Origin of the sequence: Micromonospora sp. NPDC049366 (genome assembly GCF_044466625.1) — a bacterium.
Classification (GTDB): Bacteria; Actinomycetota; Actinomycetes; order Mycobacteriales; family Micromonosporaceae; genus Micromonospora.
In genome coordinates this window covers 308264-331243 of record NZ_JBITMV010000001.1, presented here as the reverse complement: position 1 = coordinate 331243, position 22980 = coordinate 308264, and the positions used below count along the sequence as shown (strand labels likewise).

Sequence of the window (22980 nt, the reverse complement as noted above, 5' to 3'; positions counted from 1 at the left end):
GACGGGCCCTGGAGCCGGCCAGCCACGCCCACGCGCCGCGGCCGCGTCCCGTCGGTCCGCCGGCCGGAGATCCCCGGCGCGCCGCGGCACGGCCAGCCGGACAGGTCACCGCGGGATAACGGCCCCGCCTCGGCGGGATAACGCATAACCGGGAATATGCGGATTCTTCCGACAGGTGCCCACGAGTTCACTTAACGGACAACTCACCCTCAGCGAGCAGACATCCTGTGGGTCGAACCTGTTCACCCTCCGTTCACTTGCGACGGGCGAGCCGGCTACCTGGCCCTCCTAACTTGTGGAATCAGCCGGTCACTGCCGGTCCTCTCCGGGCCCCTGAACGGGGCGCCAAGTCAGACGTGAAGGGAAACCCCTCAGGTGAAGCTCCAGCGGCTCGGCGCGATTGCCTCGCTCGCTCTTACCGCGACGTTCGCTCTCAGCGCATGCGGCTCGGACAACAACGAGCCGGCGTCCGGCGCCAGCGCCTCCGGCTCGGCCGCCGCGGTCGACTGCGCCACCGGCACGGTTAACGCCCAGGGCTCGTCCGCCCAGAAGAACGCCATGGCCGAGTGGATCAAGGCGTACCAGCAGAAGTGCGCCGGCGCCACCATCAACTACGAGCCCTCCGGCTCCGGTGCGGGCATCCAGGCCTTCATCGCCGGCACCGCCGACTTCGCCGGCTCCGACTCCGCGCTCAAGCCGGAGGAGCAGCCGCAGGCCGACGCCAAGTGCGTCGGTGGCAAGGCCATCCACCTGCCGATGGTGGTCGGCCCGGTGGCCGTCGCCTACAACGTGAGCGGCGTGGACAACCTCCAGCTCAAGCCGGCCACCCTGGCGAAGATCTTCGCCGGCAAGGTGACCAAGTGGGACGACGCCGCGATCAAGGCCGACAACCCCAGCGCGACGCTCCCGTCGACCACCATCCAGACGGTGCACCGCTCGGACGAGTCCGGCACCACCGACAACTTCACCAACTTCCTGAGCAAGACCGCCGAGGCCGACTGGACCTTCGGCAAGGCCAAGGCGTGGAAGGCCCCGGGCGGCACCGGCTCCAAGGGCTCGGACGGCGTGGCCAGCTCGGTGAAGGGCGCGGACGGCAGCATCGGCTACATGGAGTGGTCGTTCGCCGAGAACGCCGGCCTCAAGATGGCCAAGATCGGTAACGGCGCCGGCGAGTTCGCCGAGCTGACCGCCGAGAACGCCGGCAAGACCATCGCCGGTGCCAAGGTCGAGGGCCAGGGCGACGACCTCAAGCTGTCGATCGACTACAACACCAAGGAGGCCGGGGCCTACCCGATCGTCCTGGCGACCTACGAGATCGTCTGCAGCAAGGGCCTCGCCGCCGACAAGCTGCCGCTGGTCAAGGGCCTGCTCAGCTACGCCGCCAGCACCGAGGGCCAGACCTCGCTGACCGAGCTGGGCTACGCCCCGCTGCCGGAGAGCGTCCGGACCAAGGTCGAGGCCGCGGTCAAGAACATCTCCTGACCTGACACACCACCTCCGCAACCGAATCGAGCGAGCAGATGGGTGAAACCCCCCACCGCTCGGCCGACGCCGGCACCGGTGGGACGCGCGTGACCGAGAGTCACGAGCGGCCCGCCGGTGCCTCGGCGCGTCTGGCCGAGGCACCAGTCAGCACCCGCACCCCGGGCAGCACCGGGCTGGGCGGCGGCGGCGCGCTGCCCAGAGCCCGCAAGTTCGGTGCCGAGCGGGCGTTCCGCGGCGTCACCCTGGCCGCCGGTACCGCCGTTCTGGTCATCATCGCGGCGATCGCGATCTTCCTGATCGCCAAGGCGGTGCCGGCGCTGCGCGCCGACACCGAGAACTTCTGGACCTACGAGGGCTGGTCGCCCAACGAGGCCGAGCCGAAGTTCGGCATCGGCACCCTGGCCTTCGGCACGGTCCTCAGCTCCGCGCTGGCCCTGCTGATCGCGGTGCCGGTGGCGCTGGGCATCGCGCTCTACCTGTCCCACTACGCGCCGCGCCGAGTCGGCACCGCGCTCGGCTTCCTCATCGATCTACTCGCCGCCGTACCGAGCGTCGTCTTCGGCCTCTGGGGCCGCGACATCTTCATCAACCCGGTCCGGGACTTCTCGGTCTGGCTGAACAAGTACTTCAGCTGGCTGCCCATCTTCGGCGGCGACGGACCGTTCGGTAAGTCGATCCTGCTCGGCGCGCTGGTCCTCGCGATCATGGTGCTGCCGATCATCACCTCGCTCTCCCGCGAGGTGTTCCTGCAGACCCCGACCGCCAACGAGGAGGCCGCCCTCGCGCTGGGCGCCACCCGCTGGGAGATGATCCGCACCGCGGTGCTGCCGTACGGCCGCCCCGGCATCATCGCCGCGGTCATGCTCGGGCTGGGCCGCGCGCTCGGCGAGACCATCGCGCTGGCGATGACCCTCGGCATCACCTTCGGTATCTCGTTCAACCTGATCCAGAACGGCGGCAACACCATCGCCGCGAACATCGCCAACGCGTTCGGCGAGGCCAACGAGACCGGTCGGGGCGCCCTCATCGCCTCCGGCCTGGTGCTCTTCGCCATCACGCTGATCGTCAACATCACCGCGCGGGTGATCATCTACCGCCGCCGGGAGTTCACGGAGTCGGCCGCATGAGCACCACACTCACCAGCCACCGTCCGCGTCCGGCCGCGCAGCCGACCACCCTCCGGGCCAAGCGGCTGCCCTGGTACGCCGCGCCGGCCCTCGCACTGGCCGCACTGCTGGTCGCCGCCGTCGTCGTCTACGGCGCCGGCATCGGCGGGCCGGTGCTCGTCGTGGTGCTCGGGGCGCTGCTCTACCTCGCCGGGCTCTTCGCCGCCGCGAACGCGGTGGAAGGCCGACGGGCGGCCCGCAACCGCACCTGGAGCGCGCTGATCCACTCGGCGTTCGTGCTCGCCGTGCTGCCGCTCGCGTCCGTCGTCTGGACGCTGGTCAGCAACGGTGTCGAGCGCCTGGACGGGAACTTCTTCCTCACCTCGATGAACAACATCGGGGCTCGGGACCCGGAGGGTGGCGCCTACCACGCCATCGTGGGCACGCTGGAGCAGGTCGGCATCGCCACCCTGATCACCGTCCCGCTCGGCATCCTCTGCGCCATCTACATCGTCGAGTACGGGCGGGGCAAGTTCGCCTTCGCGATCCGCTTCTTCGTCGACGTGATGACCGGCATCCCGTCGATCGTCTCCGGCCTCTTCATCCTGGCGTTCTGGGTGCTGGTCGTGTCGCCGTGGTTCAACGACGGTCGGCCGAGCTTCTCCGGCTTCGCCGCCGCGTTGGCGCTCAGCGTCCTGATGCTGCCCACCGTGGTCCGCTCCACCGAGGAGATGCTGCGCCTCGTCCCGGCGCCGCTGCGCGAGGGTGCGTACGCCCTCGGGGTGCCGAAGTGGAAGACGATCCTGCGGATCGTGCTCCCGACGGCGCTGCCCGGCATCGTCACCGGCGTCATGCTCGCCATCGCCCGCGCGGCCGGCGAGACGGCCCCGGTGCTGCTCGTCGCCGGTGGCGGCGCGGCCATCAACTTCAACCCGTTCGAGAACAACCAGTCGTCGCTGGCGCTCTTCGTCTACCAGCAGGCCGCCGACGCGTCCCGGTACGCACCGGCGCGCGCCTGGACCGCGGCCCTCACCCTGGTCGCCCTCGTCCTCATCCTGACGATCGCGGCGAAGCTGCTGGCCCGTCGCAACCGCCTCGGCCGATGAATCCCGGAGGTACCACCATGGCCAAGCGCATCGAAGCCTCGAACGTCGCCGCCTACTACGGCTCCTTCAAGGCGATCGACAACATCAACCTGACCGTCGAGCCGAAGACCGTGACCGCCCTCATCGGTCCGTCCGGCTGCGGCAAGTCCACCTTCCTCCGCTCGATCAACCGGATGCACGAGGTGCTCCCGGGCGCGCGGGTCGAGGGCAGCCTGACGATCGACGACCAGGACATCTACGACCGGGACGTGGACGTCACCGCGGTCCGGCGGATGATCGGCATGGTCTTCCAGCGGCCGAACCCGTTCCCCACCATGAGCATCTACGAGAACGTGGTGGCCGGGCTGCGGCTCAACGGCGTCCGCAAGAAGTCGATCCTGGACGAGGCGGCGGAGAAGGCGCTGCGCTCGGCGAACCTCTGGGACGAGGTCAAGGACCGGCTCGGCAAGCCCGGCGCGGGCCTCTCCGGCGGTCAGCAGCAGCGGCTCTGCATCGCCCGCACGATCGCCGTCGAGCCGCAGGTCGTCCTCATGGACGAGCCCTGCTCGGCGCTCGACCCGATCTCCACGCTGGCCATCGAGGACCTGATCTTCCAGCTCAAGGACAAGTTCACGATCATCATCGTGACGCACAACATGCAGCAGGCGGCGCGGGTCTCGGACCGGACGGCGTTCTTCTCGATCGAGAAGACCGGCGACCCGGGCCGGCTGATCGAGTACGACAGCACCCAGAAGATCTTCAGCAACCCGAGCCAGAAGAAGACCGAGGACTACATCACCGGCCGCTTCGGCTGAGGCGGCGGACCGGGGGCGGGTTGCCCTCGGCGCGACGGGAGTGGCCATGTCACGGGGGATGGCCACTCCCGTTTTTTCGGGGCCGGTCGCCGCCCCGACGGGTGGCTCAGGCGAGCCGGAACCGGGGCTCGCCGTCGGGCGACAGGTCCAGCCGCGGGGTCACCGGGGTCGCGGCGTCCCGGGTGGCCGCCGCGCGTACCACCCCGGCCAGATCGCCGGCGGCCGCCACCTGTCCGAGCGTGACCAGGGTCGGCGGCAGCATGGTCAGCTCGCCCGCCTCGGCCCGGGCGCGCGCCTCGGCCGGCGCGATCCACAGCGCGTGGTCGGCCTCCCCGGTGACGTTCCGGGTCCGCTGCCCCTCGGGCAGCAGGGCCACGAAGAAGTACGTGTCGAAGCGGCGCGGCTCGAACTCCGGGGTGATCCACCGGCTCCACGGCAGCAGCAGGTCGGAGCGGAGGGTGAGGCCGCGCTCGGCGAGCAGGTCGGCGAAGCCGCCCCGGTGCTGCTCCAACGCGACCCGGGCGGTCTCCCAGTCGTCCCCGCTGACGTCGCCGAGCACGCTCGTGGCGTCCGGGCCGGCGAGCAGCACCCCCGCCTCCTCGAAGATCTCGCGGCCGGCGGCGCAGACGACCGCCTGGGCGGCGTCCGGCGCGAGCCCCAGCCGCTCACCCCAGGTGGCCGGAGCCGGCCCCGCCCAGCCCAGGTGCGCCTGGGAGTCGGACCGGTCCACGCCGCCGCCGGGGAAGGCGTACATCCCGCCGAAGGTCATCCCGGCGACCCGGCGGATCAGGTAGACCTCGAAGCCGGTGCCGGCCGGGCGGAGCAGCAGGACGGTGGCAGCGACCCGCGGGACGGCCGGCACGCCGCCCTCGGCCCGGAACCGCCGGGCGTGCTCGACCAGGGCGGGTGGCGCGGCGAAGCCGCCGCGGTCGATCGTCATGACGCGAGCCTAGTTCCCGAGGGGCGGACCAGCAGGACGGCCGTCCGGCGACCTTCGCTAGCGTTGCCCGCATGACTCGTTGGGGCATCCTGGCCACCGGCCACATCGCGGCCCGGTTCGCCGAAGACCTGCGCCACGTGCCGGGCGCCGAACTGTTCGCGGTCGGCTCTCGCACGCCGGAGAGCGCGAAGCTGTTCGCCGACCGGCACTGCGCGCAACGCGCGTACGGCTCGTGGGCCGAACTGGCCGCGGACCCCGAGGTGGACGTGGTGTACGTGGCGACGCCGCACGCCGCGCACCACGAGGCCGCCCTGACCTGCCTGCGGGCGGGGCGGGCGGTGCTGCTGGAGAAGCCGTTCACGCTCGACCTGGCCACCAGCCGCGAGCTGGTCGACACCGCCCGCGCCGCGGGGGTGTTCCTCATGGAGGCCATGTGGATGCGGACGAACCCGCTGATCCTCCGGATGGTCGAGCTGATCGCCGACGGCGCGATCGGCACGGTGACGAGCGTGCAGGCCGACTTCGGGGTGGCCGGGCCGTTCCCGCCGGAGCACCGGATGCGGGCCCGGGTGCTGGGTGGGGGCGCCCTGCTCGACCTGGGTGTCTACCCGCTCAGCCTGGCGCACCTGATCCTCGGGGTGCCGCAGCACATCCGGTCGTGGGCGACGCTGACCCCCGAGGGGGTGGACGAGAACACCGGGTTCGTCCTCGGGTACGACTCCGGGGCGGTCGCCACCCTCAGCTGCGGCATGGTGGGCGCCACCCCGCTGGTCGCCTCGGTCACCGGCACCACGGGCCGGATCGAGCTGCCGACGCCGTTCTTCCGGCCGCCGTCGCTGACCCTGCACCGCGCCGGGGCCGAGCCGGAGACGATCGCCGCCGACCTGACCGGTGGCGGCTACCAGTACGAGGCGATCGAGGCGCAGCGCTGCCTGGCGGCGGGGCTCACCGAGAGCCCTCTGGTGCCGCACGCCACCACGCTCGAAGTGATGGCTCTGCTCGACGCGATCCGCGCCCAGATCGGCGTCGACTACAGCGTCTGAACCCCCGCATACGACAGGGCCCCCGGCGGCGCCGGGGGCCCTGTCGCGGGTCAGTGGCCCAGCCGAGGTCAGGGGCTCGGCCGAGGTCGCGGCCTCAGCCGAACAGCGGGCGGACCACCAGGTAGGTGAGGCAGGCGATCAGCGCCGCCGCCGGGAACGTGATGATCCAGGCGACGACGATGTTGCCGGCGACGTTCCAGCGCACCGCGGAGAGCCGCTTGGTCGCGCCCACGCCCATGATCGCCGAGGTGATCGTGTGGGTGGTCGAGATCGGCGCCTTCAGCACCAGGGCGTTGAAGTAGAGCACCGCGCTGGCGACCGTCTCGGCGGCGAAGCCCTCCGGCGGCCCCAGGTCGATGATCTTTCGGCCGAGGGTGCGGATGATGCGCCAGCCACCGGCGTACGTGCCGAGGGCCAGCATGGTCGCCGAGGTCCAGAACACCCAACCCGGAATGTGGGTCTTGCTCTCCTGGAAGCCACCGGTGTAGAGCGCGAGGACCACGATGCCCATGGTCTTGGCGGCGTCCTGCATGCCGTGGCCGACGGACATGGCGGCCGCCGAGGCGGTCTGCGCCCAGCGGAAGCCCCGGTTGAGCTTGCCCGGCTGGCCCTTCCGGAACAGCCACAGGATCGCGAGCATCACCAGGTAGCCCAGGGTGAGGCCGACGATCGGCGAGATCACCATGGGGAGGATGACCTTCTCGAGGATGTTCGTCCACTGCACGACGCCGCCGGCCGCGAGCAGGGTCGCGCCGACGAGGCCGCCGAACAGCGCGTGGGACGACGACGAGGGCAGGCCGAAGTACCAGGTGATCAGGTTCCAGGCGATGGCGCCGAGCACCCCGGCGAAGACCACCCCGAGGCTGGCCACGCCCGTGGGGAGCGTGACCAGGCCGTCGCCGACCGTCTTCGCCACGCCGGCGCCGAAGTGGGCACCGACGAAGTTGCCGACGGCAGCCAGCAACAGGGCGATCCGGGGGGTCAGCGCCCGGGTGGAGACGCTGGTCGCGATCGCGTTTGCGGCGTCGTGAAAGCCGTTGGTGTAGTCGAACGCCAGGGCCACCAGGATCACCGCCAGCACGGCGATGAGTTCGGGTGTCACAGGATCAGGACTCCTTGACCGCGATGGTCTCGACGGTGTTGGCCACGTGCTCGAACGCGTCGCAGGCGGCCTCCAGCTCGTCGGCCACCTCCTTCATCTTCAGCACGGTCAGGGCGTCGTACTCGCCGGAGAAGAGCCGGACCAGCAGCATCCGGTACGCCTGGTCGCCCTCGTTCTCCAGCCGGTTGCACTCGATCCAGTAGTCCTCGAGGTCCTTCATCGACTTCAGCCGGGGCATCGCCTCGGCGGTCAGCTTCGCCTGCTGGTCGAGGACGTTGACCAGCTCGTGCATCTCACGCGGCAGCGACGGCAGCTTGGTCAGCCCGTAGAGGTAGAGGAGGTTGCCGACCGCCTCCAGGTGGTCCATCACGTCGTCCAGCAGCGACCCGAGCCGGTAGATGTCCTCCCGGTCGAAGGGTGTGATGAAGGTAGAGTTGATCTTCTTGAAGAGCTCGTGGGTGATCTGGTCGCTGTCGTGCTCCACCTCGGTGAGCCGCTCGCTCACGGACTGCACCTCGACGCCCGGCAGAGCCAGTTCGTTGAGCAGCTCGGTGCCCCGGACCAGGTTCTGCGCGGCCCTGGTGAAGAGCTCGTAGAAGGCCCCCTCGGTGGGGCGGAAGGAAAACTTCACAGCACGGACCTCGTCGTGTCGGTGGAAGGGTGGCGGCCGCCCCGGGGCGCCCGCCCTGGGAATGCTAGGAGGCGGCGAAGAGCGGCAATCGCCGGCCCACCCCTGGCCAGGCCGCATTCACTGCTCGTTCACCTACTGTTCATCTCGCCCGCCCCTCCCGCCACCGCCTCCCCAGCCCGCAGGCGCTCACGCTCCCGCCCGAGGTCGAAGTTCGCGGCCGGATACCCGAGCGCGAGAGTGTCGAACGTCTCTCTCACCAGGTGCGCCACCGCCCAGTCCCGATACCACTTGCGGTCCGCCGGCACCACGAACCACGGCGCCGCGTCCGTCGTGCACCGGCTCAGCGCCTCCGCGTACGCGGCCTGGTAGTCATCCCAGCGGGCCCGCGCGTCGATGTCCGACGGGTTGTACTTCCAGTGCTTGCGCGGGTCGTCGAGCCGTTCGAGCAGGCGCGCGCCCTGCTCCGCGTACGAGATGTGCAGCAGCACCTTCACCAGGGTCACGCCCGCGCCGGTCAACTCCCGCTCGAAGTCGTTGATCTCGTCGTACCGGGCCTGCCAGACGGGCTCCGGCACCAGGGACGCGACCCGGGCCACCAGCACGTCCTCGTAGTGCGAACGGTTGAAGATCCCCGCGTAGCCCGGCGGCGGCAACGCCCGGCGTACCCGCCACAGGAAGTCGTGCCGCAACTCCTCGGGAGTCGGCGGGCCGAACGAGCGGATGTGCAGGCCGAGGGGGTTCATGGCCCCGGCCACCCGCTTGATCGTGCCGTCCTTGCCGCCGCAGTCCATGGCCTGGAGCACGAGCAACACACTGCCGGCGGGGCGGCCCGCCGACGCCGGTCGCTCCTGCGCCGCCTTGGCGGTCGCGTACAGCATCTCCTGCTGGCGGCCCAGCCCCGCCCCCAGCAGCGCGACCTGCTCGCGGGCCCAGCCCTTCCGATGCTCGCCCGCCGCGACCTCCGGCAGGCCGGGCGTCGAACGCGGGTCGATCGCGCCGAGGTCGACCGGCGCCGCCACCCGCAGCAGCTCCCGCATCGGCCCACCGATCGGCGGCACGAACCGCGTCTCCCGAGGTGTGCTCATCCCCGGATCATCACCCACCCACCGCTGATCCGCCCGCCGAGCCCTCGACCCACCTCTCGTCCGCCTCCTGTCAGGATCGGGGCGGCGGGACCGTCCCAGGGGCGGGAGGATGGGGCGCGACCGGGAGGAGCACGGGGTGGGGGATCTGGCGACCGAGTTCGAGGCCGAGCGGGGTCGACTCCTGGCGGTGGCCCACCGCATGCTCGGCAGCCGCAGCGAAGCCGAGGACGCCGTCCAGGAGACCTGGCTGCGCTACGCGCACGCCCTCGCCGCCCCGGACGCCCGCGCCGAGATCCGCGACCTGCGTGCCTGGCTCACCACCACCTGTGCCCGGATCTGCCTCGACGTGCTGCGCTCCGCCCGGGTGCGCCGGGAGGCGTACGTCGGCCAGTGGCTGCCGGAGCCCATCGTGACGCCCCTGGGGAACGGCGGGTCCGACGGCTACGCTCCGGATCCGGCCGAGCGGGCCGTCCGCACCGACCAGCTCGGCACCGCCCTGCTGGTCGTGCTGGAGCGGCTCGCGCCCGAACAGCGCGTCGCCTTCGTCCTGCACGACGTCTTCGCCGTGCCGTTCGCCCGGGTCGCCGAGGTGCTGGGCACCACCGACGCCGCGGCCCGGCAGCTCGCCTCCCGGGCCCGCCGGGCGGTCAACGCACCGGACCTGCCCCGGCACACCGCCGACCCGGCCGAGCAGCGGCGGGTGGTGGCGGCGTTCGTCGACGCCACCGAGTCCGGCGACCTGGACCAGCTGCTCCGGCTGCTCGCCCCGGACGTGGTCGTCCTCGGGGACAGTGGCGGATACTTCCCCGCGGCCCGGCGGCCCGTCGTCGGCGCCGACCCGGCCGGTCGCTTCATCCTCGGGCTGTTCGGTCGCGCCGGCCGCTACCAGCAGCGGGTCCTGGCCCGCCCGGTGCTGGTGGACGGCGTGCTCGGGCTCCAGTTGCAGACACCGCACACGGACGGCCGGACGATCCGGCTGGTCATCGCGTTCGCGGTGCACGAGGGCCGGATCACCGGCATCTTCAACCAGCTCAACCCGGAGAAGGTTCGCGACCTGCCGCCGCTGGGCCCGGCGGACTCGTGGCCGCCCCGCTGGTGAGGGCCCCGGCCGGTCGGCGGGCGGCTCAGACCACCAACGCGAGCCACTTGCGGTAGGAGGTGGCAAAGGGCTCGGTGCCGTCGCCGAGCGCGTCGAACAGCCAGCGAGCGGCCGCCTCCGCCTCGACGACCAGCTCCTGCGGATAGCCGAACCGCACCCGGTGCTCGGCGAACTCGTCCTCGTCGCGCAGCTCCACCAGACCGGTGGTCCGCCGACGCACCACGTCCAGGTCGAGGTCGAACAGGTGCACCGTGTCGTCGGACTCCCAGCGCGCCGGGCTCGCGATGTCGCAGTAGACCTCGCTGGTGCGCGGCGGCGGGTTGAACATGCCGGTCCACCACGCGTGATGGGGGACGAGGATGACGAAGGGGATCTGCTCCACCGAGGGACGGCCGTGGTAGACGGACTTGGTGCCCGCGGTCACGCCGAGCCAGATGCCCAGGTCGTCCTCGGCGAGCCGGCGGGCCGGGTAGTCGCGGTGGGCGCTGCCGTCGTACTTGCGGTAGATCACACGGACCACGTCGCTCGGCATGAATCGCACCCTAACCGATACCGCCCACTCGACGTAGCGCCCCCGTAACCGGGCGGGCAGGTCGGAATTCCGTCCCGCGCCGACCGCGCCACGCGGCACAGCGGCGCATCCGGTGTCGGCGAAGGCGGGTACCGTCGCACGGTGACTCCGTCCCGCACCGCCACCGGTTCCCGCCTCCCGTCGGCCCGTGGGCGGCGTGGTGGCGGCGCCCGGCCGAGCGGTGCCGAGCTGCTCGCGGCCGCGGTCGGCGCGGTGCCCGGTGGCGCCGCCCGCCCCGGGCAGCAGCAGATGGCGACGGCCATCGAGGAGTGCGTCGAGGCGCGCGAGCACCTGCTCGTCCAGGCCGGCACGGGCACCGGCAAGTCCCTGGCCTACCTCGCGCCGGCGCTCACCGTCGACGGCCCGGTGGTGGTCTCCACCGCCACCCTGGCCCTCCAGTCCCAGCTCGTCGACCACGACCTGCCGCGGCTGGCCGACGCCGTCGAGCCGGTGCTCGGTCGCCGGCCCACCTTCGCCGTCCTCAAGGGACGGCACCACTACCTGTGCCTGGCCCGGCTCGACAACTCGACCGAGGAGGAGCCGGAGGACACCCTCTTCGACGCCCCCGCCGCCCGGCCGGCGGCCGGGAAGTGGCTCGGTGAGGCGGGCCGGCTGGGCAAGCAGGTGCAGCGGCTGCGCGACTGGGCGTCGGAGACCGAGACCGGCGACCGCGACGAGCTCGACCCGGGCGTCGACGACCAGGCGTGGCGGCTGGTCTCGATGCCGGCCCGGGAGTGCGTCGGCGCGGCCCGCTGCCCGTTCGGCGCCGAATGCTTCGCCGAGGCGTCCCGCGCCCGGGCCCGTGAGGCGGACATCGTGGTCACCAACCACAGCCTGCTCGCGGTCGACATGCTGGCCGGGCGGCAGATCGTGCCGCCGCACAAGCTGCTCATCGTCGACGAGGCACACGAGCTCGCCGACCGGGTCTCCTCGGCCGCCCAGGCCGAGCTGGTGCCGGAGCTGATCGACCGGTCCACCCGCCGGGCCCGGCCACTGCTGCGCCCGGAGACCGCCGAGGCGCTCATGGCTGCCGGCGACGCCCTCACCGTGGGTCTCGCCGAGGTGCCGGCCGGTCGCCTCACCGCCGGGCTGCCCGGGCCGCTGCGGGAGGCGTGCACCCTGCTCGACGCCGCCACCCGCGCCGCCCTCGACGCGATCGGCGACGTCAAGGGCGACGACCCCGATCCCGTCCGCAAGCAGCAGGCCAAGGCCGTCCTCGACGAGCTCTCCGCGACCGCGCAGCGGTTGCTGGAGGAGAACGAACACGATGTGGCCTGGGTGGAGAAGCCCGACAACGGCAGCCGCCGCGCGCTGGTGGTCGCCCCGCTCTCGGTCGCCGGCACCCTCGCCACCCACCTCTACGACGAACGCACCGTCGTGGCCACCTCGGCCACCCTCACGCTGGGCGGCCGGTTCGACACGGTGGCCCGCGCCCTCGGGCTGGACGCTCCTCCCCCGGCCCCGCCGTCGCCGGCCGCCGCCGCGCTGGCCGCCTCGACCTCCCGCACCGGCTCCCCCAACGGGACGTCGCCCGGAGACAGCGGCGGTGCGGATCGGCCGGGCGGCGCGGGCCGAGGTGCCGGCGGTGGCACGGCGGGCGTGCCGGCCACCAGCGGGCCGGGCTGGCGGTCGTTGGACGTGGGTTCCCCGTTCGACTACGCGCGGCAGGGCATCCTCTACGTCGCCGCGCACCTGCCCCGGCCCAGCGTCTCCGGTCTCCCCGACGCGGCCGGCGAGGAGCTGCTCGGGCTGGTCGAGGCGCTCGGTGGTCGTACGCTCGGGCTCTTCTCCTCCCGACGGGCCGCCCAGCAGGCGGCGGAGCTGCTCCGCGCGCGGACCGACCTGCCGGTGCTGCTGCAGGGCGAGGAGGCCCTTCCGCTGCTGGTCCGCCGGTTCCGCGAGGAGCGTGCCAGCTGCCTGTTCGGGGTGATGTCGCTCTGGCAGGGCGTCGACGTCCCCGGCGACTCCTGCCAGCTCGTGGTGATCGACCGGCTGCCCTTCCCCCGCCCGGACGAGCCGCTGGCCGCGGCGCGGGCCGCCGCGGTGGACGCCGGCGGCGGCTCGGGCTTCGCCGCGGTGAGCGTGCCCATCGCGGCCATCCGGCTCGCGCAGGGCGTGGGGCGGCTGATCCGCGCGACCGGCGACCGTGGCGTCGTCGCGGTGCTCGACTCCCGGCTGGAGACGGCGCGCGGCTACGGACCGTTCCTGCGCCGCTCGCTGCCCCCGTTCTGGTACACGACCCGCCCCGAGGTCGCCCGCGGCGCCCTGCAACGCCTGGCAAAGGCCTGACGGCACCCGCGCGCCGGGCGGCTGAGGCCACTACATCGCGGAAAGAGTGGCCTCCCGCACCTGGGATGACCACTCTTTCCGGGAACTTGCGCCCACCGGCGCGCCGGGGCGGGCGAGGCCGGGTCAGGGGGCCTGGGAGGCCACGACCACGGCGTCCGGTGGGGTGTCCGGGACGGTCCGGGCGGCGAGTCGGCGCACGGCCGTGTTGAGCACCGCGATCAGTGGTACGGCGACGAGCGCGCCGGTGATCCCGGCGAGCACGACTCCGGCCGCGATCCCGATGATCACCGCGAGCGGGTGGATGGCCACCGCTCGTCCCATGATCAGCGGCTGGAGCACGTGGCCCTCCAGCTGCTGCACGCCGATCACCGCGCCCAGGATGATCAGCGCGGTGACGGGGCCGCTGTCCACCAGCGCCACGAGCACGGCGACGCCGCCGGAGAGGGCCGCGCCCACGATCGGGATGAACGCGCCCAGGAAGACCAGCGCGGCCAGCGGAAAGGCGAACGGGATGTCGAAGATGACCAGGAAGATGCCGATGCCGACCGCGTCGATGAAGGCGACCAGGACGGTCGCCCGGACGTACGCCCCGAGGGTCGCCCAGGACGCCCGCCCCGCGTCGTCGACCTTCCACCGCGCGGCGACCGGCAGCAGCCGGACCAGGAACCGCCAGATCCGGTTGCCGTCCCGCAGGAAGAAGAACGTCGCGAAGAGCACCAGGATGGTGCCGGTGAGCACCTCCGCGAGCGTCGCCGCGGTGGTGGTGGCGGCGCTGGTGAACCGGCCGGTGTTGTCGTCGACCCAGCGCTGCGCCTCGTCGATGTACTGCGTGAGCTGACTGTCGGACAGGTGCAGCGGCCCGGTCTTGAGCCAGTTCTGGATCTGCCGGACGCCCTGCGAGGACTTGTCGCTCAGCTCCGGCACCCCCTGGATGAACTCGTTCACGACCAGGGTCAGCGTGCCGACCACCGCGGCGAGACCGCCGACCAGCACCACCCCCGTCGCCAACGAGCGGGGGAAGCGGGCGCGCAGCAGCCACCCGACGGCGGGGGCCAGCAGCGCCGAGAGCAGCAGCGCGACGGCCAGCGGGATGATCACGATGCGGATCGTGCCGACGATCTTGAGCAGCGCCCAGGCCACCGCGCCGATCACGATCAGGCGCCAGGACCAGGCGGCGGCGATGCGCAGCGCGTGCGGCACATCGGCGTCGTCACGGCTGGAGGTCGAGGCGTGCATGGCGGCGGGCGGCGGGGCGCCGACCACCGTCGCCGTCGGGGGCGCCACCGGGCCCGGCGACTCCGGCGTGGCCAGCTCGGCCCGCGCGGGTGCCTCGTCGACCCTGTCGCGCCCGGACCGCACCGTCTCCCGTCCCGACTCGTACGCGCGGCGCAGCCGGCCACGTACCCGCTCGAAGCGGCTCAAGCGCACCTCCTGGCAAGACGACCGTCCGCCCACGGCGACAGGTCGGACAGCATACGCCGACCCGCACCACCGTAGGACAGTTTCGCCACACAGTGCCCCGCTCACCACCGCCCCAACCACGGGCCGGGCCGGACGCGCACGGTAGCGTCTGCGGCGTGACCGCCGACAAGACTCTCGACTCCGGCCTGCCGATCCGCCTGCTGCACGACCGGGTGCTGGTCCGCATGGAGGGCAGCGAGGGCGAGCGCCGCTCCACCGCCGGCATCGTCATCCCGGCCACCGCCGCCGTGGGTAAGCGGTTGGCCTGGGCGACCGCCGTCGGGGTGGGTCCGAACGTCCGCTCCATCGTCTCCGGCGACCGGGTGCTCTTCGACCCCGACGACCGCTCGGAGGTCGAGCTGCACGGCCGGGGCTACGTGCTGCTGCGGGAGCGGGACGTGCACGCCGTCGCCGCCGAGCGGGTCGAGAACGACTCCACCGGCCTCTACCTCTGAACCGCTTCCGCTAGACCGCGTCCCGGGGCACCGTCGGCGGCTTTTCCCGCCTCCGCCGTCCCGGACGTCGTTTGCGCCGCTCCCCGCCGGGAAGCCAGCCGCACCACCGGCCCTGGGGAGGGACGATGCCCGAGTGGATTAGGAAGCTGTTGTTCTGGGGCTTCATCGCGTTCCTGATCTACTTCATGGCGTTCCGACCGGACGGCGCGGCGGCGGCCTTCAAAGCGATCGGGGCGGGCCTGGTGGCGATCTTCCAGGGCCTCGGAGACTTCCTGACCGGTGTGATGACCTGAGCCCGCCGCGCGCTCGGCGACGCCTCGGTCGAGCCCGCCGCACCGCCAGCAACGCGACGGGCCCCAGGCGCACGATGGGCCATCAGGAGTGCGACGGGCCGTCAGGAGCGCGCCGGCCAGCCGGGCGGCGGGCCGTACCAGCCCGGGCCGGGGTGACCGACCGGCGGCGGAGGCGGCGGGGCGGGCAGCAGCACCGGAATCGGCACCACCGGCTCGTCCGGCGCGTCGACCGGCCGCTGGGAGCCGTCCGGGAAGCGCAGGTGGTAGCGGTTCCCGTCCCACACCCCCGTCGGCGCCTGCGGGTCGCGCCCGGAGAAGAACGACCGGTACGCGACGAGCGCGTCCAGCAGTTCCCGCTCCTCCCGGGCGGTCCGGTCCCGGTCCGTGGCCCGGGTGTCCAGCCCGCGTAGCGAGCCGTCCCGCAGCAGCGCCAGCCGGGTCGCGGCGAACTGGTAGCCGCGCATCGCCTTCACCCCGGCGTCGCCGGCCACCCGCCGCGCCCAGACCCGGGCGGCGTGCCGGCGGCCCAAGCTGCTGAGCGCCGCCACCTCGGGCGGGCTCAGCCAGCCGGCCCGCACGTAGTCCGGCAACCGGCGCTCGGTGAGCCGCCCCTCCCAGGCGCGCAGCCAGATGGCCAGCCCGACGGTGCCGAAGAAGACCGGGACCATCACACCGAGAAAGCCGTACAGCATGATCAGCGGCTGGCCGGTGGCCTGGGTGAGCGTCGGCAGGAGGTTCCAGGTGCCGTGCAGCATCATCGCCAGCAGCAGGCCGGCGATCGGGGCGAGCACCCGGACCCGCCGGTCGGCCGTACGCGCGGCGATGCCCAGCCCCACGCCGGTCATCGAGGTGAAGAGCGGGTGGGCGAACCCGAACAGCAGGATCCGGACGATGAAGATGGCGATGACCTGCTGGGCGCCGGTCGCCGGGCCGAACCGCTCGGCACCGGACGCGAAGCCGTATCCGCCCAGGTAGAGGATGTTCTCCACCATCGCGAAGCCGACCGCGGACAGCCCGCAGTAGACCAGCCCGTCGGTGATGCCCGACCACTCCCGCCGCCGGAAGACGAGCAGCAGGATCGGCCCGAGCGCCTTGGTCAACTCCTCGATGAACGGCGCCGCCAGCACGCCCGTCAACGCCGCCGGCAGGCCGAAGTGGGCGAACTGGCGGGCGGCGAACTCGTTGACGGTCAGCGACGCCGCCGTCGACACGAACGCGCCCCAGGCGAAGCAGAAGATCAGGTACTTCAGCGGCTCCGGCTCGTAGCGGTCGAGCCACAGGAAGCAGGCGACCAGCACCGGCACCGGCAGGACCGCGGCGACGACGCCGATGAGCAGCGCCTCCAGGCCGAGGCTCTCGCCCAGCGTGTAGACCATGAACACCGCGCAGGCGGCGATGAGGAGCACCACGGCCGCGAGCACCAGGAATCGCCGCCAGCTCAGCCGGCGCAGCGGCATCCGGGGCGTGCCACCGGGCGCGGGTGGGCCCGAGGGCACGGTCGGCGACGGCGGGGCTCCGCCGGGCGTGGGGTCGGCCATGCGGTCAGCGTAGTGGCCGCCGGCTCCCTGTTCCGGTCGCATCGGTGGCCGCTATGCTCAGCACAGGTCACGAGCGCCAGCGTCAAGCCCCGGCTTGCTGGCCGGCAACCCTCGTCGAGGTTCGCGGTGGGGTGCCCCGGGTGATGACCGGGCCCGGCCCCGATCCGCGAGCCGGGCAAGCGCGGACCCCGTCCCCATGTGCGCCCGGGGTCCCGGCCTCCGGGAGGTTCCGGCATGACCGTCACCCTCGTCCCCGCCCCTGTCGTCGTGTCCGACCCGGCCCTCGCCGGATCGCTCGACGTGCTCGGCGTGCCAGGTGAGATCAACCTCGACTACGCCGCCACCGCGCCGTGCGCGCGGGTCGCCGCCGACGCGGTCACCGCGCTGCTGCCGTGGTACGCGAGCGTCCACCGCGGTGCGGGGGCGCTCTCCCGCCGCTGCACGCTCGCCTACGAGCGGGCCCGGCAGACGATCGGCGACTTCTTCGGCGCCCGCACCGACGACCACGTGATCTTCACCCGGAACACGACGGACGCGCTCAACCTGCTCGGCCGCGCCCTGCCCGCCGGCACCACCGTGGTCACGTTCGCCGGCGAGCACCACGCCAACCTGCTGCCCTGGCCGCGCGGCTCGGTCCGGCTGCCGGTGCCGGCCGACCCGGGTGAGGCGGTGCGCGCCCTCGACGCGGCGCTCGGCGAGCTGCGCCGCGCCGCGAACCCGGGGCTGCCCGTGCTGGTCGCGGTCACCGGGGCGAGCAACGTCACGGGTGAGCTGTGGCCGGTGGCCGACCTGGCCCGGGTGGCGCACCGGCACCGCGCCCGGATCGCCGTCGACGCCGCGCAGCTCGCCCCGCACGCCCCGGTCGACCTGCTCGCGCTGGACGTCGACTATCTGGCCGTGTCGGGGCACAAGCTCTACGCCCCGTTCGGCGCCGGAGTGCTGATCGGGCGGGCCGACTGGCTGGACGCGGCGCCGCCGTACCTGGCCGGGGGCGGTGCCACCGTCCGGGTCGGCGCGGCCACCCACGACGTCACCTGGAACGTCGGGCCGGCCCGGCACGAGGGAGGCACCCCCAACCTGCTCGGCGCAGTGGCGTTGGCCGCCGTCTGCGACGCCCTCGCCGGCGCCGACCGGGACGCGCTGCACGCCCGGGAGCAGCGGCTGCTGGCCCGGCTGCGGGAGGGGCTGGCCGCCCTGCCGCACGTCGTCGAGCTGCGCACCTTCGGGCCGGAGGCGCCCCGGGTGGGCATCGTCTCGTTCGTCGTCGCCGGGCGGGACTCCGCTGACGTCGCCGCCGAACTGGCCGCGCGGTCCATCGGCGTACGCGACGGGCTGTTCTGCGCCCACCCGCTGGCCCGGCGGCTGCTCGGCGAGGCGGCGGCGCGCAGTGGTCGGCGGGACCTGCCGCCGACGGCGCTGCGGGCGAGCATCGGTCTGGGCAGCACCGAGGAGCACGTCGACCGCCTGGTGGCGGCGCTCGCCGCGCTCGACTGACGGCCGGGGCGGGGCGGGGCTCAGCCGATGGGAGGGGCGACGGGCGCCTTCGGCCCGCCCCCGTCCGGTTCGGGCCCGGTGCCCTGCGGCGTCTCCTGGTCGCCGAAGGAGTTCCGGACGAGCCGGTTGGCCTCCTCCTGCTCGATGCCGGTGGCGACCAGGAGATCGCTCGCCGTCGTACGCACCTGGGCGATCACCACGCTGCCGGAGAAGCCGACCCCCTGGGCGTACGCCCGGCCGGCCTCGCTGACCGCGCGGAGTGACCGCTCGCGGGCCTTCTGCGGCTCCTCGCCGGCGGCGAACTCGTGCTTCATCAGGCGGACCGACTCGGCGAGGTGGTCGATCGCCTCCGGCATCGGCTCCGGGATCGGCTCCTCGTCCTCGATCAGGGTGACCGACCGGCGGATGAGGGTGCCGCTGTTCCGCATCGCCCGGTCGATCGGGTCGGCCGCCTCCGCGTAGTGGGTCAGCTCGTCTCGGCGGTGCCAGCGGGCCGGCGAGAGGATGGCGGTCTCCTTGGCCCCCTCGATCGCCTCACCGAGGGTGGCCAGTTCCTGTTTGTTGTCGCGGAGCCGGTCGAGGGCCCGCTGGGTGGCGTTCCGGTCCCGTCGGCGCAGCCCGTCGGCGGCCATGTCGAGCTGGGTGGCGAGCAGGTCGAGCGCCGGCCGGGCGGCCCGGTTGATCACCCGCCTCGGGTTGAGTGGCAGCAGGATCGCGGTCACCAGGAGCGCGACCCCACCGCCGACGAAGGCGTCGACGAAGCGCGGGATCTCGATGTTCTGCGTGGACGGGCTCAGGGTCACGATCAGCACCGCCGTGGCCGCCGCCTGGATGACGATCGCGACGCTCGCGCCGGCGAAGATCGTCGACAGGATCGCCACCGTCACCACCACGCCCAGTTGCCAGGCCCCGGTGTCCAGCACGTAGATGATCCCGTCGCCGATCGCCACCCCGATCGCCACCCCGAGGATCAGCTCCACGGTGCGGCGGAACCGCTGGCCGACCGAGGCCGCCAGCGTGCCGACCGCCGAGATCGGCGCGAACACCGGCTGCGGGTTCCCGAGCAGCCGGTGCGACACCAGATAGGAGAGCGCGGCCGCCAGGCCGGCCTGCACCGCCAGGCCGCCCGCCATCCGCACCCGGTGCAGCCGGTCGTGAAAGGTCGCCTTGCCCCGGTGGCGAAGCTCCTCCATCGCGTCCGCGATGCGGGCGCTGTCGATGTCGGTCAGCGTCTCGCCCAGGCCGACCCGCCGCATGAGTGACTGTCGTCTGCTCCCCCGCGCCTCGGCCATGGCCGGTACTACCCACGCCGGGCCGCCTGAATCCTGCGGTTACGCCACACTCCGCCGCGTGCGGCACACTTCTCGGGTGACCGACCTCCTCGACCGATGGCGGGCGGCGGCCCGAGCGGCCGGTGCCACCGATGTGGTCGGGCTGACCGATGCCGGGCACCAGATGCTGGGCCGGTGGCGGGAGCCGCACCGGCACTACCACACGGTCGAGCACCTGACCGCCGTGCTCGACGTGGTCGACGCGTACGCCGGGTCGGCTACCCGCCCGGACCTGGTCCGGCTGGCCGCCTGGTGCCATGACGCCGTCTACGACCCGCGGGCGGCCGGTGACGCGAACGAGCGGGACAGCGCCGACCTGGCCGGGCGGCTGCTCGGTGGGCTCGGGGTGCCGGCCGACGCGGTGGCCGAGGTCCGCCGGCTGGTGCTGCTCACCGCCGGGCACGCGGTCGCGCCGGGCGACGCCGACGGCGGTCTGCTCTGCGACGCCGACCTCGCCGTGCTGGCCGCGCCGCCACCGGCGTACGACCGTTACGCGGCGGCGGTGCGACGGGAGTACGCGCACGTGCCGGAGCCGGACTTCCGCGCCGGCCGGGCACGGGTGCTCGACGGGCTGCTCGCCCTCCCCGCGCTGTTCCACCTTCCGCCGCTGGCCCGCCGGTGGGAATCGGCCGCCCGCGCGAACCTGACCAGAGAACTCACCACCCTGACCACCGCCCCCTGAGCCGCCCGGGCTCCCGCGCCGCGCCGCACCGACCGGGCTCTCGGCGATCATGCAGTTGTGGCGGGGGACGAAAGGGATCTACCTGGTCATACCGGGCACCACAACTACATGATCAACCGGGGTGAGGGGTGGTGGCGCGGGGCGGAACAGGTGTTTCGGGCGACGGAGGTCGGCCTGGCGGAGCAGCCGCACCAACTCGCGGCTGGGCACCACGCGCGCACCCAGCCAGACGGCCATCGCGAACCGTTCCGCCGGGATGTCGTAGTGGTCCCGGTCGAAGCCGCGCCGAGGGGCGCCGAGCGCCTCCGCGAAGGCGTGCAGTTCGGCGTACGAGACGTCGCTGACCAGATGGGACCAGAGCCGGCCGCGGGACGGCCAGCTGGGCCGATCCAGGTAGAGCATGACCACAAACCTAGCCCGCCACTTGTCGATCATGTTGAGGATCGACGGCCGGCGACCTAGCCTCTGCACCATGGCCGGTTCCCCCCTGCTCGACGACCTGCGTGCCGCCCTCGGCGAGAGCGCCGTGCTGACCGACCCGGACCTGCTCCGGATGCACGAGCGCGACGAGGCCGACCTGTGCGCCGCCGGAACCCCGCTGGTGGTGACCCGGCCACGCACCACCGAGCAGGTCGTCGCGGTGGTGCGGGCGGCGGCCCGGCACGGCGTACCGGTGGTGCCGCAGGGCGCCCGGACCGGCCTGACCGGCGCGGCGAACGCGGTGGACGGCGCGGTCGTGCTGAGCACCGTGGCGATGGACGAGATCCGGGAGATCGACCCGGTCAGCCGCATCGCGGTCGTCCAGCCGGGGGTGGTGAACGCCACCCTGGCCGCGGCGGTGGCGAAGCAGGGGCTCTGGTATCCCCCGGACCCGGGCTCCTGGGAGTCCTCCACCATCGGCGGCAACGTGTCCACCAACGCGGGGGGCATGTGCTGCGTCAAGTACGGCGTCACCACCGAGTACGTGCTCGGCCTGGAGGTGGTGCTCGCCTCCGGTGAGGTGCTGCGCACCGGCCGGCGGACCGCCAAGGGGGTGGCCGGCTACGACCTGACCCGGCTCTTCGTCGGCTCCGAGGGCACCCTCGGGGTGATCACCGAGGTGACCGTGTCGCTGCGTCCCGCGCCGGCCGAGTCACTGACCCTCGTGGCGGTCTTCCCGTCCACCGGGGCGGCCGGCACGGCGGTGGCCGAGATCGCCGCCCGCGGGCTCAGCCCCAGCCTGCTCGAACTGCTCGACCAGACCCACCTGCGGGCCATCGAGGCGTACCAGCCGATGGGGTTGCGGACCGACGCCCAGGCCCTGCTGCTGGCCGCCGCCGACACCGGCACGCGGGCCGCCGACGACCTGGCCGCGCTGGCCGAGGTCTGCGCGGCGGAGGGCGCCGACGAGGTGTACGCGGCCACCGACGCGGTCGAAGCGGCGGCGCTGTTGCAGGCGCGCCGCCTGGCCCACCCGGCGATGGAGAAGTTCGCCGCCGACGCGTACCCGGGTGGCAACGGCGGGCTGATCCTGGACGACGTGGCGGTGCCCCGGGGCGCGCTCGCCGCCCTGCTCGACGGGGTGTCCCGGATCGCGGTGGAGTGCGACGTGCCGATCGGTGTGGTGGGGCACGCCGGTGACGGCAACATGCACCCCAACATCGTGATCGACCGGGCCGACCCGGACAGCGTGGAGCGCGGCCGGCGGGCCTTCGACGACATCATGCGCCTGGGCCTGGCGCTCGGCGGCACCTGCACCGGGGAGCACGGGGTGGGCCTGCTCAAGCGGGACTGGCTCGCCCAGGAGATCGGGCCGGTCGGCGTACGCGTCCACCAGGCCGTCAAGGCCGCGCTGGACCCGACCGGGCTGCTGAACCCCGGAAAGGTCCTCTGAGGTCAGCCTTCGAGCTCGGCCGGGGTGGCCTGGGTGAGCAGCAGCAGGATCTCCCCGGCCGTCGGAGGGCGCTCCTCGCCCGGGCAGTCCTGCCAGGTGGTCAGGCCGACGGCCGTGAGCAGGCTGGAGGTCAGGGCGTCGATGCAGGTCGCCCGGTACTTGCGGGCCTCGTCGGTCTCGGTGGCGAGCCGCGGGTCGGCGAGCATCTGCTGGAGGCGGCTCGTCTGCTCCGGGTTGAGGGTGCCGGCCGAGTTCACGCCGTCGCCGGCGCAGTCGATGCACTTCCAGGTGCCGTCCGGCTCGACCCGCAGCGTCCGCAGCGGACCGTCCGCACCGAGCTTCTGGAGCAGGGCCACCTGACCCTCACTCACCGTGGTCGGCACCTCGGGCGCGGGCAGCCCGGCGGCCGCGCCGTTCGGTGCGGGCCCCGGGTCGTCGGCCGACTCCGCGCGTACCAGCGAGCACCCCGCCAGGGCGGTGACCAGCACCGCACCGAGGAAGGGGACAATCAGACGCGAACGGGAACGGCGCACCACGCGCCGGAACCTACAGCACCGTAGGTAACGGACGGTACCCCTACACCTCGGTAGCTTATGGCGGTT

Annotated in this window: 21 protein-coding genes, 2 pseudogenes and 1 riboswitch; of the genes and pseudogenes, 13 read left to right on the top strand and 10 right to left on the bottom strand. The window is 73.1% G+C overall.

Annotated elements, in window-relative coordinates:
* Positions 1–375: 375 nt before the first annotated feature.
* Genes pstS through pstB form a run of 4 tightly spaced genes read left to right on the top strand, consistent with a single transcriptional unit; the run spans position 376 to position 4491 of the window.
* Positions 376–1482 carry a phosphate ABC transporter substrate-binding protein PstS gene (gene pstS, locus ACIBTV_RS01520; RefSeq protein WP_396701239.1) on the top strand — a complete coding sequence of 369 codons (1107 nt, stop codon included), beginning with the start codon at positions 376–378 and terminating at the stop codon, positions 1480–1482.
* 38 nt (positions 1483–1520) lie between these two features.
* Positions 1521–2612 carry a phosphate ABC transporter permease subunit PstC gene (gene pstC / locus ACIBTV_RS01515; protein ID WP_396701238.1) on the top strand — a complete coding sequence of 364 codons (1092 nt, stop codon included), beginning with the start codon at positions 1521–1523 and terminating at the stop codon, positions 2610–2612.
* On the top strand, positions 2609–3697 hold the full coding sequence (gene pstA, locus ACIBTV_RS01510; protein ID WP_396701236.1) for a phosphate ABC transporter permease PstA: 1089 nt from the start codon (positions 2609–2611) through the stop codon (positions 3695–3697). Before pstC ends, pstA begins: the two co-directional genes overlap by 4 nt.
* A gap of 17 nt (positions 3698–3714) precedes the next feature.
* Positions 3715–4491, top strand: a complete 777-nt coding sequence (gene pstB / locus ACIBTV_RS01505; protein WP_396701234.1) for a phosphate ABC transporter ATP-binding protein PstB — start codon at positions 3715–3717, stop codon at positions 4489–4491.
* 106 nt (positions 4492–4597) lie between these two features.
* Here pstB and ACIBTV_RS01500 read toward each other — a convergent pair whose 3' ends face one another.
* Positions 4598–5431 carry an NUDIX hydrolase gene (locus ACIBTV_RS01500; RefSeq protein ID WP_396701232.1) on the bottom strand — a complete coding sequence of 278 codons (834 nt, stop codon included), beginning with the start codon at positions 5429–5431 and terminating at the stop codon, positions 4598–4600.
* A gap of 71 nt (positions 5432–5502) precedes the next feature.
* On the opposite strand from ACIBTV_RS01500, the gene ACIBTV_RS01495 reads away from it, so the two are divergent.
* A complete protein-coding gene (locus tag ACIBTV_RS01495; RefSeq protein ID WP_396701230.1) occupies positions 5503–6474 on the top strand; it encodes a Gfo/Idh/MocA family protein in 972 nt (323 codons plus the stop codon).
* Positions 6475–6568: 94 nt separating this feature from the next.
* On the opposite strand, the gene ACIBTV_RS01490 is transcribed toward ACIBTV_RS01495, so the two are convergent.
* From ACIBTV_RS01490 to ACIBTV_RS01480, 3 genes are all read right to left on the bottom strand, one after another.
* The gene (locus tag ACIBTV_RS01490) at positions 6569–7576 is read right to left on the bottom strand and encodes an anion permease (protein WP_396701229.1); all 1008 of its coding nucleotides are present in this window, start codon (positions 7574–7576) and stop codon (positions 6569–6571) included.
* A 4-nt stretch (positions 7577–7580) separates the two neighbouring features.
* Complete coding sequence (locus ACIBTV_RS01485; RefSeq protein ID WP_091594573.1) at positions 7581–8207, bottom strand: DUF47 domain-containing protein; 627 nt, start codon at positions 8205–8207, stop codon at positions 7581–7583.
* 128 nt (positions 8208–8335) lie between these two features.
* On the bottom strand, positions 8336–9292 hold the full coding sequence (locus tag ACIBTV_RS01480) for a PPK2 family polyphosphate kinase (RefSeq protein ID WP_396701227.1): 957 nt from the start codon (positions 9290–9292) through the stop codon (positions 8336–8338).
* A 136-nt stretch (positions 9293–9428) separates the two neighbouring features.
* On the opposite strand from ACIBTV_RS01480, the gene sigJ reads away from it, so the two are divergent.
* Positions 9429–10391 (top strand): RNA polymerase sigma factor SigJ, encoded by a 963-nt coding sequence (sigJ, locus tag ACIBTV_RS01475; RefSeq protein ID WP_396701225.1) that lies wholly within the window; start codon positions 9429–9431, stop codon positions 10389–10391.
* 25 nt (positions 10392–10416) lie between these two features.
* Here the strand turns inward: sigJ and ACIBTV_RS01470 are convergent, their stop codons facing one another.
* Positions 10417–10923, bottom strand: a complete 507-nt coding sequence (locus tag ACIBTV_RS01470; protein ID WP_396701223.1) for a DUF402 domain-containing protein — start codon at positions 10921–10923, stop codon at positions 10417–10419.
* Positions 10924–10989: 66 nt separating this feature from the next.
* Between ACIBTV_RS01470 and ACIBTV_RS01465 the strand changes: the two are divergent.
* Both ACIBTV_RS01465 and ACIBTV_RS01460 read left to right on the top strand, forming a co-directional pair.
* A pseudogene (locus ACIBTV_RS01465) lies at positions 10990–12414 on the top strand (ATP-dependent DNA helicase); the annotation flags it as partial.
* A 141-nt stretch (positions 12415–12555) separates the two neighbouring features.
* Positions 12556–13251, top strand: a pseudogene (locus ACIBTV_RS01460) (ATP-dependent DNA helicase); the annotation flags it as partial.
* Between the two features lie 123 nt (positions 13252–13374).
* Here the strand turns inward: ACIBTV_RS01460 and ACIBTV_RS01455 are convergent.
* Positions 13375–14679: an AI-2E family transporter gene (locus tag ACIBTV_RS01455; RefSeq protein ID WP_396701221.1), complete on the bottom strand. Its 1305-nt coding sequence runs from the start codon at positions 14677–14679 to the stop codon at positions 13375–13377.
* A gap of 149 nt (positions 14680–14828) precedes the next feature.
* Here ACIBTV_RS01455 and ACIBTV_RS01450 point away from each other — a divergent pair, with 149 nt between their 5' ends.
* Positions 14829–15167, top strand: coding sequence for a co-chaperone GroES (locus ACIBTV_RS01450; protein WP_091594561.1), 339 nt, complete (start codon positions 14829–14831; stop codon positions 15165–15167).
* A gap of 125 nt (positions 15168–15292) precedes the next feature.
* The gene (locus tag ACIBTV_RS01445) at positions 15293–15460 is read left to right on the top strand and encodes a hypothetical protein (protein WP_172836494.1); all 168 of its coding nucleotides are present in this window, start codon (positions 15293–15295) and stop codon (positions 15458–15460) included.
* Positions 15461–15561: 101 nt separating this feature from the next.
* Here the strand turns inward: ACIBTV_RS01445 and ACIBTV_RS01440 are convergent, their stop codons facing one another.
* The gene (locus ACIBTV_RS01440) at positions 15562–17040 is read right to left on the bottom strand and encodes a PrsW family intramembrane metalloprotease (RefSeq protein WP_396701218.1); all 1479 of its coding nucleotides are present in this window, start codon (positions 17038–17040) and stop codon (positions 15562–15564) included.
* Positions 17041–17063: 23 nt separating this feature from the next.
* Positions 17064–17186, top strand: a riboswitch (SAM riboswitch).
* 46 nt (positions 17187–17232) lie between these two features.
* Here ACIBTV_RS01440 and ACIBTV_RS01435 point away from each other — a divergent pair.
* Positions 17233–18492 carry an aminotransferase class V-fold PLP-dependent enzyme gene (locus tag ACIBTV_RS01435; protein ID WP_396701216.1) on the top strand — a complete coding sequence of 420 codons (1260 nt, stop codon included), beginning with the start codon at positions 17233–17235 and terminating at the stop codon, positions 18490–18492.
* Between the two features lie 20 nt (positions 18493–18512).
* On the opposite strand, the gene ACIBTV_RS01430 is transcribed toward ACIBTV_RS01435, so the two are convergent.
* Positions 18513–19748 carry an aromatic acid exporter family protein gene (locus tag ACIBTV_RS01430; RefSeq protein WP_396701215.1) on the bottom strand — a complete coding sequence of 412 codons (1236 nt, stop codon included), beginning with the start codon at positions 19746–19748 and terminating at the stop codon, positions 18513–18515.
* Positions 19749–19860: 112 nt separating this feature from the next.
* On the opposite strand from ACIBTV_RS01430, the gene ACIBTV_RS01425 reads away from it, so the two are divergent.
* Entirely contained in the window at positions 19861–20505 is a 645-nt protein-coding gene (locus ACIBTV_RS01425) for a metal-dependent phosphohydrolase (RefSeq protein WP_396701213.1), read from the top strand.
* A 78-nt stretch (positions 20506–20583) separates the two neighbouring features.
* Here the strand turns inward: ACIBTV_RS01425 and ACIBTV_RS01420 are convergent, their stop codons facing one another.
* Positions 20584–20907 carry a DUF4031 domain-containing protein gene (locus ACIBTV_RS01420; RefSeq protein ID WP_396701211.1) on the bottom strand — a complete coding sequence of 108 codons (324 nt, stop codon included), beginning with the start codon at positions 20905–20907 and terminating at the stop codon, positions 20584–20586.
* Between the two features lie 70 nt (positions 20908–20977).
* On the opposite strand from ACIBTV_RS01420, the gene ACIBTV_RS01415 reads away from it, so the two are divergent.
* The gene (locus ACIBTV_RS01415; protein WP_396701209.1) at positions 20978–22378 is read left to right on the top strand and encodes an FAD-binding oxidoreductase; all 1401 of its coding nucleotides are present in this window, start codon (positions 20978–20980) and stop codon (positions 22376–22378) included.
* Between the two features lie 2 nt (positions 22379–22380).
* On the opposite strand, the gene ACIBTV_RS01410 is transcribed toward ACIBTV_RS01415, so the two are convergent.
* Complete coding sequence (locus ACIBTV_RS01410) at positions 22381–22914, bottom strand: hypothetical protein (RefSeq protein ID WP_396701207.1); 534 nt, start codon at positions 22912–22914, stop codon at positions 22381–22383.
* Between the last annotated feature and the right edge of the window lie 66 nt (positions 22915–22980).